This window comes from Ktedonosporobacter rubrisoli, assembly GCF_004208415.1.
GTDB lineage: Bacteria > Chloroflexota > Ktedonobacteria > Ktedonobacterales > Ktedonobacteraceae > Ktedonosporobacter > Ktedonosporobacter rubrisoli.
The window spans coordinates 327,490-341,150 of record NZ_CP035758.1; the positions used below are offsets into that span (position 1 = coordinate 327,490).

Genomic DNA, 13,661 nt, shown 5'->3' on the forward strand with positions numbered 1-13,661 from the left:
TCACTCACGTTCCTCTTCTGCTCGCTCAGTTGTCTATGGCTCAGATCGCGCGACGACAAGGTTGCGCCCAGCTCCGAGCCCTGCCACCAGCATAAACAGAATGATAACCATCAATATTAACAGCGGTACAACCCATGAATGTGTCCAGTCATGCAATAGCCCAAACAAAATTGGACCAACCGCCGCAAGCAGATAGCCAATCGACTGCGCCATCCCTGATAGCTCGGCAGAATAGTGAGCGTCAGGCGCGCGCAGAATAAGAAACATGAGGGCCAGGCTAATACTCGTCCCTGCGCCCAGGCCTAAGAGGACAATCCAGAGCACGACCAGACTGCTACCTGTCAAAAGCAGGCCTGCAACGGCCACAAGACACAAAATCGCCGCCGCTGCCGCTATTGAGCGCTGTCCCGAGAGGCGTGCTGCCAGCACAGGCACGATTAACGAGGCAATAGTGCTAACAAGCTGGTGCAATGAGATCATCAGGCCGCCAGTCGCCGAGCTCATTCCCTCATCGATCAGGATTGCCGGAACCCAGGCGATCGTTACATAGTATACAAGAGATTGCAGGCCCATAAATAAGGTGACCTGCCAGGCCAGGGGTGAACGCCAGAGATCGCGCACCGTCGAGGCCATTCTGCCCGAGGTGGTAGCGGGTTGGCGAAAGCGGAGCTGCGGTAACCAGATGAGCGCTGCCAGGGCAGAGAGTAGAGCCCAGCATTCGAGCGATCCCTGCCAGCCAAGGCCCAGGCCTATGGCGAGTGGCACAGTGATTGCTGAGGCTAACGAGGCTCCAGCGTTCATTACGGCGGAGTACAAACTCGTCATTAGACCAACATGCTGAGGGAAATCGCGCTTCACAAGACTTGGTAACAAAACGTTAAGGATAGCAATTGCTAATCCCAGGACAGCTGTGCCCACAAATAGCGCTACCACTGAATAAGTCGAGCGCAGTACGATGCCAAGAGTCAGGACGATCAGGCTGGCCATAATCACAGCTTCCATGCCCCAACGACGGGCCAGGCGGGGAGCCAGCGTGGAAAGTGCGGCAAAGGCCAATAAAGGCAGGGTTGTAATTAATCCGGCCAGGGTATTTGAGATATGGGTATCGCCGCGTATTGCACCAATCAGCGGACCCACACTTGTCAGCGAGGCGCGCAAATTGATCGCCAGCAGAATAATACCTACTACAAGCAACACATTTCTGAACTTGCTACGTCTCTGCGCTCCCGGCTGGAGGGCATCAGCTTGTGCGGAGATGGGCGTCCTCATGCTTCACTCTCCTGCGTGGCTCGCTCCTGCAACATAGTCTGTACGACCTCATCGTGCTTGCGGGCGGCCACTTCGGCGGCCTCTGCATTCTTGGCAATAACGGCTTCTACCAGTTCGTGATGTAAGTCTAGCAACCTGTGTACTAAAACGTGATCGAGCTTCGGTATCATACTACTGATAGAGGCGCGCACGGCTTCAGACATATGGTCATAAAGGTCGAGCATAACACTATTATGGGCTGCTGCCACAATCGCATGGTGCAAAGCCAGATCTGCAGATAAGAAATCTTCAATATTACGGCACCGCATAGCTTCATCATGAAGCTTGAGGCACAAGCGCAATATCTGCACGTCCTCATCGCTACGCCTTAACGCAGCCAGGCGAGCGGCCTCGCGCTCAAGGCAGTGACGAACTTCCAGGGTTTCCTCGACTCCAGAACGGCGCAGCCTGCGCATAAGAGTAGCTCCTAGCTCGCTTTGTGAGCGCACATAAGTGCCATCTCCTTGCCTTGTTTCCAATAATCCCATATGTACCAGCGCCTGCACAGCCTCGCGTACAGTATTTCGGCTCACCCCCAGTTGCTTCACCAGCTCAGGCTCAGGCGGTATGCGCGTTCCCACCACCCATTCACCCTCTTCGATTAAACCCTTCATCTGTGCAATTACTTGCGTTACTAGGGTTGACTTGATAGCTTCTTTAAGGGCCAAGTAAAAACCTCCAAACATAGGATGATTGTACCTTATGGCTAAAACGATATCACGCCCGGATTCTTATGTCAAACAACGCCTGCCTTTTCAATACGCCCCATTAACAGCTGTAAGAGCTTTTAAGGAGCAAGCATTCAGTTCACAAGTTTTTCCATGAAGTTGGTTTTTTGGGCAAAGAGCGTATATTCAACTTGATATATTTGCAAGGAGGTTTAAACTTATTAATAGTATTAGCTTTTATTGAATAAAAAATCACATCGATATTTCTATAGTTATAGCGCCAGCTCACCTTCCGCATGTTTAGATCAGAAGTGGGAAACAGCATATAGCTATTTCTCACGCTTTCCAGCGAAGGGTGCCAGGCGCATAAGCTCCCAAGGAGGGATTTGCCTTGCCTAAATTTAGAAACTTTGCAAGCCTCTTAATACTTACTCTCAGCCTACTTGGTTGTGCGGAAGGCACAAAGGCTAGCGCCTATATTGCCAATCTCACCCATCCAGGGCCGAGAGCCAATCGCTACAAGCAACACACATGGTCTCGATCAGTGTGTGAAGATAATAAGGTAGAGGTCATCAGCGATCCTACTGCCATCACCTGCCTGGCCAAAGGTAGCGAAGCAACATTCCATAGCGTGAAAGCTATTTGTGATGAGACAAACGTTACTGTTACTTTCGAGGACTTCACCAACCCACCATTTCATGAAATAACGCCGGGCTCTTGTGGGCTTTTTCATGATCAGAGAGGCACCATCTTCGTTCCCAGCGCGAAGCCTGCTTTCTCCCAATAATTTTCCGCATATGCTTCAGTGTTTGAACAAGCGACCTCATTGAAGCCTATCAGTGAGGCTGCTGCCTTCCTTCAGCTCATACATGAGCAGTCTCGCGATTAGACACGCTCCCTATGGAGCAAAAGTACTAGAACCAGCAAGCTCAATAGCTTATCTGTTGTATACTGCCACAGAGATTGTCCTATCGAGGTTAGTAACCTTTCTATAAGCAGGAGCTTATAGCTGCAAGACTGTCCTCAGCAATTTACCATCTTTTTTCCACGATCAACTCCTCTCCTTTGAGTTGGAGTCAAGTTGCAAAGGAAGAAGACATCCCACATGACTTTTCTTACCCGCCCACGACAAAGCCTGGCTTTAGCGCTGCTTTTACTGGTAATAGTAGGCGTTTCTGCCTGCGGCACCGGTGGCAACACGAGCAGCCCGGGAGCACAGAGCAGTAACAAGGGAACTATTACTATTGCTGGCAAGCAGAATATAGAGTCCAGCTTACTTGCTGACATGTATACTTTGTTACTGAAGAAGGCAGGCTATACGGTTAATGAAAAACTGGCATTAGGCGATACGCCCTTGCTTTTCCAGGCCATAAAAACTGGCGCCATCGACATTTATCCCGAGTTTACCGGCACCGCTCTAGGTATTCTTAACGTTTCCTCATCCTACGATCCGCAAAAAGACTACCAGACTGTCAAGCAGGGCTATGAGAGCAAATATAAGATTACCTGGCTTGATGCCTCGCCTTTAAATGATGGCTATGCACTCTGTACATTGCGCAGCGAGGCAGAGAAGCTCAAGATCAAGACACTTTCTGACCTGGCTCCCCAGGTCTCTCAATTGGCCCTGGCGGTAAGCACTGATGGCATTCCTTATATAGATAGCCTGAAATCTACTTATAACTTTAGTACGGCTAGCTTCAAGTCTCTGCAGAAAGTTGAATATAATATCGGCGTGGCCGCCGTTCAGCATAATCTGGCCCAGCTCAATATGTGTTATACCACTGACGGCACCATTGAGAGCAAGGGCTTTATCTTCCTTTCTGATGATAAGCACGGCTTTCCAGAGTTCCATCCAGCCCCGCTTGTGCGCGATGGCATCCTTCAGAAGTACCCCGATATAGCGCAGCTACTCAATCCTCTGGCCCCTAAGCTAACGACTGAGATCAGTATCGAGCTGCAAAAGCAGGTGCAGGCCAAAAAGGATGAGGGAACTTCGCTCAATCAAGCTACCAGGCTTGTAGCCACCCAGTTCTTAAAGAGCCAGGGCATGCTCTAGCTCTACCTGTCCTCCTTTTCGTTTATCATACAAGCTTATCTCATCTGCTCAAGTAACAAAGCAGCGCTCGCATATGCGTCTCACTAGAGCGCGGGCGTCCTGAGATAGCTTGCCTTACGGATGGCTCAAACATAGGATTGAGCCACCTGTTCTCTTCAAAATTGTGCAACAGTACTCTCTACACGGAGAGCTGGAGTTCCCTTCCACAAGTAGCCATGCCGGCTGCTTATGCTCTCGGCCTTAGCCGTCGCAGCCAGCAAGCGGTATAGTCAGGGCACAATAACGACCCAAAAGAGTCTCCCCATATGGTTTCCTGTTCGATCAACGAGATCTACGCCATATTGCGCTTGCCACTGCACCTTCAAGCTGTTCACATCATAGGCCAAAATGGAGCGATCCTGCTGCACATAAAGTAGTCCCTGCTGGATAGCAATCGGATCGACATCAACATCCTTCTCCCGAACTTTGCCATCTTTGGCCGCATAGACATGTAGTGTATGGGTGAGCATCTTCCCATTAGTGTGATCATACGTTTTCTCGCTCACGCTGACATAACCGTCTCCCACAACCGGAGGATCGATCCCATCATCGTTATAGTCTTTATGCCAGACCTCCCGTCCCTGAGTATTGAGTACGCGCAGCGTTGAGCTGCCATTCCCATTATTAAAATTTGGTACTCGCTCGATAAAGTAGATCTGTCCATCACTTACGGTTGGCGCCACAGTTACCCAACTTTTCGTATCATAGCGCCAGATCTGGCTCCCATCCTTACTGCGAAAAGCATAGACATAGCTTTGCAGGGCCATCGCGTGATGCTCACTGGCCTTATAGGAGGCCATGTATATGACGCCATCGACGAGTTGCAGATCGGTAAATATCTGCTGCTCGTCACTTAGATTTATGGACCAGATGCGTTTACCGGTCTTGGCATTCAGGGCAAAGTAAGTATTGTGTAACGCGCCATAGAGCACACCGTTGCTCACGACCGGTGAACCCCCGTCGTAAATTGTTGCACCAGAAAACTTGCGCTTACCACTCAGCGGATCTATATAATACTGCTTTACAAGAGCAGATGCTCCACTCTGATAGTTCCAGTTCGCTTTGCCAGTTTTAGCATCAAAGGCAAATACGGTACCCGAACGATTGAGCACAAAGACCTGCCCATCTGAGACCGCAGGCACAGTGATTACTCCCATATCGTATGGACCATCCCCTCGCTCATCTCTCATGGCCAGGCTTTTGAAAGAGATATTCCAGAGCTCCTTTCCCGTCTCCGCATTTAAAGCGATCAAGTGAGATTGATAGGCCTGCCCATCGGATATGCCAAGATACACTGTGTTACCAGAAATGACTGGGGTTCCCAGGCTCAGGCCATTTTTATACGTCCATAGCACTTGATGGGTTTTGCTATCCACCTTGCTCAATACCGTATGCGTATCATCTATCGGATAGGTTATGTATATCCCTGCAGAGTTGACAACCGGCACACTCGTTGCTGAGGGATTACCCACTGCGATGTCACCTGAATGGGCATTCTGCTGGCTGAGCGTTTTGAAGAGTATGAGCGCGCTGCCTATCAGCATAGCGACCACAATTACAGCAGCAAACAAGCCAAGCGCCCGTTGAATAGAGCTGTGTGACGAGCGCTTTACTGCCGATCTACCATACATTATTGTTTTCCTTTCTCTTAAAAGAGAGGGAGTGAGCAGGCTTGCGTTATCATTCCGTACGCCTTGTTTTTGCCTCTCCTGTTCCACCCTCGCCCAGGCCCGCTGCAAAGACTGGGCGTTCTGGCGCTTATATGCCTGGTACGTGCGATGGAGATCCTGGACCAGGCGTTGATCGGCAGGGGCAAGCTGAGCAGAGGGATGTTCAATCTGCTCATCCAGGCGTTCTTGAGAAAAGCTTGTTTCGTCGCTATTCACAACTTGCCTCCTTCCTCATTCCTGCTATAGAGCGTGCGTAACAGTTTGAGAGTGCGATGTAGTGTCATACGCACCGCGCCCTCGCTTTTGTGAATTACTGCCGCTATTTGTCCACAGGTAAGGTCATGTCCAAATCGTAGCTGAACAATATCACGCTGCACCTTTGATAATTCCCGTAAGGTTAAATGTAACTGTTGATATTCCTCATTTTTAAGCGCCATCTGTTCAGGCTCCTGCTCAGTGCTCTCGTAAAGAATGTTCTGCACAGAATACAGTTCTTTACTCTTGCGATGCTTATGCCGTCGATGATAATCCACGACTTTATTGTGGGCAACTATCCAGATCCAGGCTGAAAACTTTTGCTCGTCTATGCCTGCGGACAAGCGCTTTTCCAGCGCGGCAAGAAATATATCCACTAATAGATCCTCAGCATCTTCACGCGAAGCGACATTACGCAACAAATAGGCCAGAAGCGCTGGAGCAAAGCGCCGATAAAGTTCGGCATCTTCTGCCCGACTATGAACCATATATGGTTGTGGCATGCTTTATCCTCATGCTGTTGAGATCTCAATTCCGCCTATATATTCGCATGAGTGCCTCAAACATAACAAAAAACATCTCAATTTACAAAAATGGCAAAGTCCTATCTTTGCTACCACAATGGCTTTGCCTGCCCACATAAAATGAAGGAAGAAGGAGTGAATCCTCACCTGCTCCCTCTCATGATCAGCTCGGGGAGTGTGAAATATCTGCCCAGAAATGGCGATCTCTCTTCCGGCCCCATTGAGGCTAGAAGAGAGACTTAGAGGCAATTCAGCAGGTATACGCTAGCCAACAAATTGGCTATATGAAATCTTCTTGCGCGGCGGCGTCATGCATGCCTACCATTGGCATGTCTGGGTGGACCCTGGCAAATTGATGTAGCTGTACAAGGGTCTGGCGCGCTAGCTTATCGTCATCAGTTATACGCGACCAGAAAAAGTGATGCATGGTGGCAGGATAGAGATAGTTCTCGCTCACCCAGACAGCATCTCCCAGTAGAAATAGGCGCGATCCGTTAGCTCGATTAATAAACATACCGGTATTGCCTATTGTATGCCCGGGTAACGGCACAAGCACAATTGAGCCATCGCCAAACAGGTCATGGCTGCTCCGAAAACCTTCATAGGGCGGGCCGTCGCAAGCAAAAAGTTCTACTGGATTCTTGCCCATAAAACGCCACACCAGCTCATTCCTGCCTTTGGCTGCTGCATATTCTACCTGGTTGACGCGCAAGGGCACCTGCGGGATATCGGGGATTCCGCTGACATGATCCCAATGTAGATGGGAAAGTAGGGCAAAATCTAGCTTCTGGGGAACTAAGGAGCGTTCGCGCAAGTTATCGGCAAGCGAACGTTCAAAGTTAAATCTGGCAAAAGTTTGACGGAAAAAGAATGGCTGATCGGCTAGAAACTGCTTGACGCCGGCACATAGTCCCGTGTCATAGAGAAATGTTGCCTTTGGATGCCGAATCAATACGGCACTGTAGGCAATCTTGCGCGGCGTGAGGGCAAAAGATCCACGAATGGCCAGAAATTCTGGGATGCTCACGCTGCCACAACGCAGAAATTCGATATCTATCTCGGGCAGCTCTTTACGAGGAGCAAGCGCCTCCGGGGAGAATTCTTTTGAGGATGCTATGAGATCAAAGCTTTGCGGCAACATATCTTTGAGCAGCATGCCCAATCCAAGTGCACCCAGGCCAAGACCTCCATAGATAAGCCAGTTCCTAGATTTCATCTTATAGATAGTACGGCTCTCAGACCCACTTTGTGCATGGGATGATATACCGCTCTCCTTTCATTTTCACGTCTCAGCCAAAACAGCGAGTTTCTTTATGCAACTCACCACATTCCTAGTATAATGCAGCCTGTCCTCTGTTTTTTTACGACACTACCAAAAGCGCAACCAGACACTGGTGCAGCGCGCTCTTTACAGCCCACGCTCGCTCACTTATTCGCTATAGACGGACAAAGCGCGCCAAAGACAAGCTAGTAACCCAATAATTTGTGGCCATTTGACAAAGCGAGCGCAATGTTATATATTTTTTCTAGAAACAAACGACCGGTCGTTAGTTAAGGAATATGTTATGAGTCGTGAGCAAATAAAGGCTGTCTCGCTTAGCCTCTTTGCTCAACATGGCTATGCTGAGACATCGCTATCAGATATTGCCAGGCAGGTAGGTTTGCAGAAATCTTCACTCTACGCGCATATAGAGAGCAAGGAAGAGCTCTTCCTGGAGGTCTTCAAAGATGTAATGGACGCTTACGTGGAACACCTGGCAGCGCTGACAAAGACTATCGAGGCTGCATCAGTTGAGCAAAAGCTTTATCAGATGTTGCACGGAACGTGTACATACTACAAGAACAATGAGGAACACGCGGCCTTGTTGAAGAGGGCCATGCTGTTTCCACCAGCAGCCTTAAAGGACAAGTTACAAGCACAATTTCTGCGCTCTGAAGAGGAGACTACACGTATTCTTATGGCAATCTTTAGCGAAGGGTTGCAGAACGGTACTTTGCGTCCAGCGCGCCTGGAAGATCTGCTAGCATCGTTCTATTGCCTGAGCGATGGTCTATTTGTTCAGCTCTTCTATTACGAGCCAGAGCATTTTATGGAGCGCCTGGAGAGCGCCTGGCATATCTACTGGGTTGGTATCTCCTCTGAGCATAGCTAAGAGATTGGCAGAAACTATATAAGCCCACAGTTATAGATATACGCATCTAATGGCAGAAAAGGAGCGTTTAAAATGGCATGGATTCTTCTTGTCATCGCAGGTCTCTTTGAGGTTGTCTGGGCCCTGGCGCTGAAAGCAAGCCACAACTTCACCCAACTGGTGCCCAGTATTATCATGCTAGTTGGGATGGTGATTAGTGTGTGGTTACTTTCGGTCGCCCTTAAAACGCTCCCGGTTGGTACAGGTTATGCTGTCTGGACCGGCATTGGTGCCCTGGGAACAGTCATTCTAGGCATTGTTCTGTTCGGCGAATCCGCAAGTCTGCCCAAGCTGTTTTTTGCGGCCCTCCTTATTATTGGTATTCTGGGGCTCAAATTTGTGGCTCCCGAATAGAGCTTTTTCGAGCCTGGGGCCAAGCACGGCCCGCCTTACATGCATCTTATAGTTGTGCGGCAAAGCGCTTCAAGCTAAACTGGCTAATAAGCTCGTTGAGTTTCCCTGTTGCGACCAGCTCGGCGATAGTGAGTCCGGTAATAGGACTGAGCATGATACCTACGCTGTTGTGACCGGCGGCAATGCTGACATTTTCCCATCCTGGCACAGCTCCCAGGATGGGACGACTATCCGGCGTCTTTGGTCGTAGACCGGCCCAGGCGCTTTTTCGCTGGCTCTGCGCCAGCTCGGGAACAAGCCGGATTGCTGTAGTATTGAGCCAGGAGCTTCCAGCTTCGCTGACGCTGAGATCAAAACCTAGCTCATTTCTTGTCGCGCCAACAATGATATTTGCTCCGCGTGGGGCCAGATAGATTGCTTCGCCAAAGATGATATGTTTGAGCGACGCACTTGCCTGGTCCAGCGCTAGCATTTGTCCATGCAGAGGACCAAGCGGAATAGAGACGTTGAGCCATTCGCTGCAGCGAGCTGTCCAGGCTCCAGCCGCGATGATAAGATGCTGGCAGGCAAAGCTTTCTCCCTGCCGGGTACGCACGCCGATTACGCGCTTATTATGCGTTTCAAGGCCACAAACTTCTCTATGCTGTACAATATTGGCTCCCAGCTTTTGCGCTGCCAGTCTCAGCGCCTGCACAAACTGCGCAGCCTGCATCTGGGCTTCTTGTGGAGCATAGATGGCTGCCTGGATATCCGGGGCGAGCAAGGGCTCAAGCTGCCTCGCCTCATTACCCTCCAGCCAGTGCAGCTCCAGGTCTAATGGCTGCCACGCTTGCAAGCGCTTGCGCAGATGAGCTATGCGCCTGGGGTTGCGCACGGTACGTAATGCGCCCGTGACTTCATAGCCCAGAGACAGCCCGCTAGCGCTCTCTAATTCCTTAACAAGCGCAGGAAAGAGGGCAAAGCTTGTCAGCACCAGGTCGGCAAAAGGTCCCGGCCCTGAGAGCGGCCCGAGAGGAGCTAACAGGCCGGCAGCTGCGCCCGAAGCCTGGCTACCCACCGTGTCTCGCTCCAGGATAGTCACCGCGATATGCCGTTTACGCAAATAATAGGCAATTGCGCAACCTATCGCCCCCCGCCAATAATTACTACATCCGTACTCATAAGTTTTTCATTCAGCAGCTTGCTCCCTTTCCGCTCATAGATAAAAACATTGCAAGCCGGCCCGAGACCACCCTTGCCCGCCAATTCTTAAGCCTGTTGATCGACGACAAACGATCCCGTTCGCCTATTTTATCGACCGCTCCCTAAAAAAGAAAATCGCGCAGACAATTCATATAGGCTTCTTGGCTCTTCCGATGAACATTATGCCCGGCCCCTTCAATCGTCACTAAGCGGCAATCGGGGACAAGTTCGGCCACTTCAAGCAGCTTCTCCTGGGGAACATGGCTGGTCGAGCCGCCTCCAATCAGCAGAGTTGGCGCTGAAATCGTCGTCAGCTTTTCCCACCATGCGGGATCAGGTGAGCGCAATTGCCGGATAATAGGCTTGACCAGGCGCCAATCATAGGAAACGGGCTGCGGCGGTTCGTCTGGTGGATCAGAGAAGCGCCCGGCCAGTTCGGTCGAAAGTATAAAAGGTGGGGGTGTATCTTCAACTACCAGCCGGGCAATCCGCTCAGGCCACCTCTCGGCAAAAATAAAGGCCACGCTGCCACCCATTGAATGGCCAATCAAGGTGAAAGAGCCGATGGAGAGTGCATCAACGAAGGCTTTAAGATCATCGCGCATGGCCTCGAAGCTATATTGTTCAGTTCTTGAGGACTTGCCATGACCACGCTGATCGAGAGCAAAGACGTGATAGCGCTCAGCAAGCATAAGCGTGATCGCATCCCAATTATGAGCCTCAAGACCAAGTGCATGGAGCAGCACCAGCGGTGGTGCCGTTGGATCACCTGCTTCACAATAATGGAAAGTCAAATCCGCTAGCTTGATTAAACGATCAGTGAGAACAGCCATAATGCCTTGCCTACAATATGCCTTTCAACGGAGAGCCAGACAGGGCTCAAAGTGAAAGAACATTTATTGTAGGCCTCCTTCCTTCTGCTTTGAATTAGATTCCCTAAACTAGCTTACTTATTTAGTTCTTCAGTATACTACGTTTTGCCGCATGGGCGCTAAAAAAGGTATTACAGATCTTGCAGACGAATATTCGCTTTTGCCTGACATCACTACAAGCTGACATACTGTCTAGAATATGTCTTCAAAACAGCCGCAATACGTCCATTTATAGCAGCCTCCGGTTGCCCGCACGGCACTATCCAGGATGAGCTCGCCAAGGGGCCATTGACGTTCCAGGCCGTTATATTCTACAGAGGCGCTAAGCACTTCATATACCGTATCATCTTTCGCTAAATCAACTCTGGCCAGGCTCTTTTTATGCAGCGTTGGAGTATAGCTTGATGTTCCGTGCATGATAAAGCTCGCAAAAGCATCGAGAGAAGCAAAGACCTGGGAATTTATTATTGTAGGCTGCATTGCCCTGCGCACCAGAGCTGAAAACAGGAGCCGTCCGTCTAGATGCCGCACGAGAATCTTAGTAGCAGAGCCTTTCTGCTGCAGGGATACACGGACATAGTATAGTGGGCTAGCAAAGATTAACGGCCCAAGAGTAGAGAGCAGAGCCCGATCAGTATAGCGCGCAGGGATATAGACTGATGGTGTGGCCTCAAGCTGAGAATCATCGATGACTCCACAGCGATACGCGCACGATACGGTAGTCAGACCCAGTGATGACGGCAGGGGCGTAAGCATTACATGTTCCAGCTTCAAAAGGCAAAATGATACTACGCTCCAACCATAGAGAACCTGGGGATAGAGAAAGGAAACAGGTATATACGAAGCAAGTACTTCGGGCCTTATACAAAAGTTAAAGATAAAGCGTTCGACTAGATGAGCACTCACCGCACGCTGGATAAACATAGGACATATCCTCCAGGAAAACATAGCTGTTTTGTATAGAACAATTTAGCTCTTGCCCAGGCAAGACTAATTACGCTTCGGAAGCTAGCATCTGCTTTAATCGAAGCCGAATGAGCTGCTCGCCAGTATATATTCCAATCGGTATGACAAGCCATCCAACCAAAAGCAATCCAATTCCAGAAATGGAGGCGGACGCCAAAATGCCCTCTCCTAAACTCTCGCCCTGGTGAATTACGGTTACCAGAGCTACTAATGTACAGAAGACCACATGTGCAACAAAGCTACTCAGCGCGCCGTAGATGCTCCCACGCCGAATAGTTATTTTACCTGGAAGTTCAATCAGCAGATACCAGGCAGGCACCCCAACCAGCAAGCTCGTCAGCGGAGCTATCACTAGCAGCCAGAAGGACAGAAAGGGCAAAACATCAAGTTCTTCGGTGATTGGTGCTCCATTCCTGTTTGAGGCAAGCCAGATTAGCAAGGATAATAAGAAAACAAACAAGAGTACGCAGGTCCCGAAAATTTCTACGGTCAGACTGATTGTGCAGACTAAGCACGTAGAGAACTTTCGGTAAGAGCTACACGAGGATATAGGCGGGAGGATAAATGGCATTGTCAGTTCCTTCCTTTTCCAGAGAGCTTGCTCATCTCTATTTCTCTGTCAAGAATTTACACAGATATAATCCACTCAGCCGCAGTATAAAGATGTCACTCAGGCTGTCTTTCGTCTCCAAGCAACGGACCAAGAATGGTAGCCAGCCTCCTCAGCGCTAGCGCTACGGGTGGTAGCCAGAGCAGCGGCTGGAGCAACTTGAGCATATCGCGCAGAAAGGCCAGCAGTTGCCTTGTGCGGCTAGCCATGTCGCTCTCATCTATCAGCCAGAAGAGCACCATGGCCAGATGAGAACCGTAAAGAATGGTTGCTAGCTCCTCACACTGCGCATCCTTTGGAGCATCTTTAGCTCCTCGCAAAACTCGCAGGTAGGTCTTGCGAGCCTGGCGCCGAATATCAGCTGTATCCTTGCCAAAGACTCCTACATGGGAGCGAGAATTAAGGGCCGCCCCAAAAAGAGCGCTAAGCGCCTGCCGATAGGGTGCCATTAATTCGAGCTGCTTGCTCACCGTCTGATAAAACAGCTCGGGCAGCGTAGCCGATGGTAAGCTATGAGTATAGGTATCCAGTTCTGCGCATAGCTTTTGATAAAGTGCCAGAACCAGCTCTTCCTTGCTGGAAAAATAGCGATAGGTGAGCCCTGGTGAATAGCCGGCCTCAGCCGCAATCTCGCGCATCGTAGTCTCTTCATAACCTCTCTCTCCAAAGAGAGTCAGAGCGCTTTCAAGGATACTCTGCCTGGCCAGCTCTCCTTTTTGCGTTCTCTTTGCGTCCCGCTCTTCGCTCATCTTGCACCTCTTCTAGCAGCCTTGTTCCAAACTCAAAAGTAAACGTGTTTACTTTTGAGAAGTATAGTCCACAAAACCGCAGCTGTCAATAGAAGTAAACGCGCTCACTTTTCCTACAAAGAAAGTGCTTTATCGCTGAATTTCTATTGACTATTCAATTTAAATATGCTACCTTTCTTACAAGGTCACCTCATTCAAGCTAGATCTCCTCGTAGT

14 protein-coding genes and 1 pseudogene are annotated in these 13,661 nt (G+C 49.9%); 5 read left to right on the forward strand and 10 right to left on the reverse strand.

Annotated features, from left to right (window positions below; all coding sequences use genetic code 11):
• Positions 1–33 precede the first annotated feature (33 nt).
• Complete coding sequence (locus EPA93_RS01485; RefSeq protein WP_129885331.1) at positions 34–1,269, reverse strand: CynX/NimT family MFS transporter; 1,236 nt, start codon at positions 1,267–1,269, stop codon at positions 34–36.
• Positions 1,266–1,976 carry a FadR/GntR family transcriptional regulator gene (locus EPA93_RS01490; RefSeq protein ID WP_207229411.1) on the reverse strand — a complete coding sequence of 237 codons (711 nt, stop codon included), beginning with the start codon at positions 1,974–1,976 and terminating at the stop codon, positions 1,266–1,268. Before EPA93_RS01490 ends, EPA93_RS01485 begins: the two co-directional genes overlap by 4 nt.
• Positions 1,977–2,367: 391 nt before the next feature.
• On the opposite strand from EPA93_RS01490, the gene EPA93_RS01495 reads away from it, so the two are divergent.
• Together EPA93_RS01495 and EPA93_RS01500 are read left to right on the forward strand one after the other, a co-directional pair.
• The gene (locus EPA93_RS01495; protein WP_129885333.1) at positions 2,368–2,763 is read left to right on the forward strand and encodes a hypothetical protein; all 396 of its coding nucleotides are present in this window, start codon (positions 2,368–2,370) and stop codon (positions 2,761–2,763) included.
• A gap of 318 nt (positions 2,764–3,081) precedes the next feature.
• Positions 3,082–4,032, forward strand: a complete 951-nt coding sequence (locus EPA93_RS01500; RefSeq protein WP_129885334.1) for an ABC transporter substrate-binding protein — start codon at positions 3,082–3,084, stop codon at positions 4,030–4,032.
• A 269-nt stretch (positions 4,033–4,301) separates the two neighbouring features.
• On the opposite strand, the gene EPA93_RS01505 is transcribed toward EPA93_RS01500, so the two are convergent.
• The 3 genes from EPA93_RS01505 to EPA93_RS01515 all read right to left on the reverse strand — a co-directional run bounded on the left by EPA93_RS01505 (position 4,302) and on the right by EPA93_RS01515 (position 7,736).
• Positions 4,302–5,957, reverse strand: a complete 1,656-nt coding sequence (locus EPA93_RS01505; protein ID WP_129885335.1) for an outer membrane protein assembly factor BamB family protein — start codon at positions 5,955–5,957, stop codon at positions 4,302–4,304.
• The gene (locus tag EPA93_RS01510) at positions 5,954–6,499 is read right to left on the reverse strand and encodes an RNA polymerase sigma factor (protein ID WP_129885336.1); all 546 of its coding nucleotides are present in this window, start codon (positions 6,497–6,499) and stop codon (positions 5,954–5,956) included. Before EPA93_RS01510 ends, EPA93_RS01505 begins: the two co-directional genes overlap by 4 nt.
• A 301-nt stretch (positions 6,500–6,800) precedes the next feature.
• Positions 6,801–7,736, reverse strand: a complete 936-nt coding sequence (locus tag EPA93_RS01515; protein WP_129885337.1) for an MBL fold metallo-hydrolase — start codon at positions 7,734–7,736, stop codon at positions 6,801–6,803.
• A 128-nt stretch (positions 7,737–7,864) separates the two neighbouring features.
• Between EPA93_RS01515 and EPA93_RS50790 the strand changes: the two are divergent.
• The 3 genes and pseudogenes from EPA93_RS50790 to sugE all read left to right on the forward strand — a co-directional run.
• Positions 7,865–8,002: pseudogene (locus EPA93_RS50790) on the forward strand (CGNR zinc finger domain-containing protein); the annotation flags it as partial.
• An 83-nt stretch (positions 8,003–8,085) separates the two neighbouring features.
• Positions 8,086–8,673, forward strand: a complete 588-nt coding sequence (locus EPA93_RS01525; protein WP_129885338.1) for a TetR/AcrR family transcriptional regulator — start codon at positions 8,086–8,088, stop codon at positions 8,671–8,673.
• Positions 8,674–8,745: 72 nt separating this feature from the next.
• On the forward strand, positions 8,746–9,066 hold the full coding sequence (gene sugE / locus EPA93_RS01530) for a quaternary ammonium compound efflux SMR transporter SugE (protein ID WP_129885339.1): 321 nt from the start codon (positions 8,746–8,748) through the stop codon (positions 9,064–9,066).
• 46 nt (positions 9,067–9,112) lie between these two features.
• Here the strand turns inward: sugE and thiO are convergent, their stop codons facing one another.
• From thiO to EPA93_RS01555, 5 genes are all read right to left on the reverse strand, one after another.
• The gene (gene thiO / locus EPA93_RS01535; protein WP_129885340.1) at positions 9,113–10,192 is read right to left on the reverse strand and encodes a glycine oxidase ThiO; all 1,080 of its coding nucleotides are present in this window, start codon (positions 10,190–10,192) and stop codon (positions 9,113–9,115) included.
• 178 nt (positions 10,193–10,370) lie between these two features.
• A complete protein-coding gene (locus EPA93_RS01540; RefSeq protein ID WP_129885341.1) occupies positions 10,371–11,081 on the reverse strand; it encodes an alpha/beta fold hydrolase in 711 nt (236 codons plus the stop codon).
• A gap of 231 nt (positions 11,082–11,312) precedes the next feature.
• Positions 11,313–12,044: a hypothetical protein gene (locus EPA93_RS01545; RefSeq protein ID WP_129885342.1), complete on the reverse strand. Its 732-nt coding sequence runs from the start codon at positions 12,042–12,044 to the stop codon at positions 11,313–11,315.
• A gap of 70 nt (positions 12,045–12,114) precedes the next feature.
• Positions 12,115–12,657, reverse strand: coding sequence for a hypothetical protein (locus tag EPA93_RS01550; protein ID WP_129885343.1), 543 nt, complete (start codon positions 12,655–12,657; stop codon positions 12,115–12,117).
• A 95-nt stretch (positions 12,658–12,752) separates the two neighbouring features.
• Positions 12,753–13,445, reverse strand: coding sequence for a TetR/AcrR family transcriptional regulator (locus EPA93_RS01555; protein WP_129885344.1), 693 nt, complete (start codon positions 13,443–13,445; stop codon positions 12,753–12,755).
• Positions 13,446–13,661: the final 216 nt, after the last annotated feature.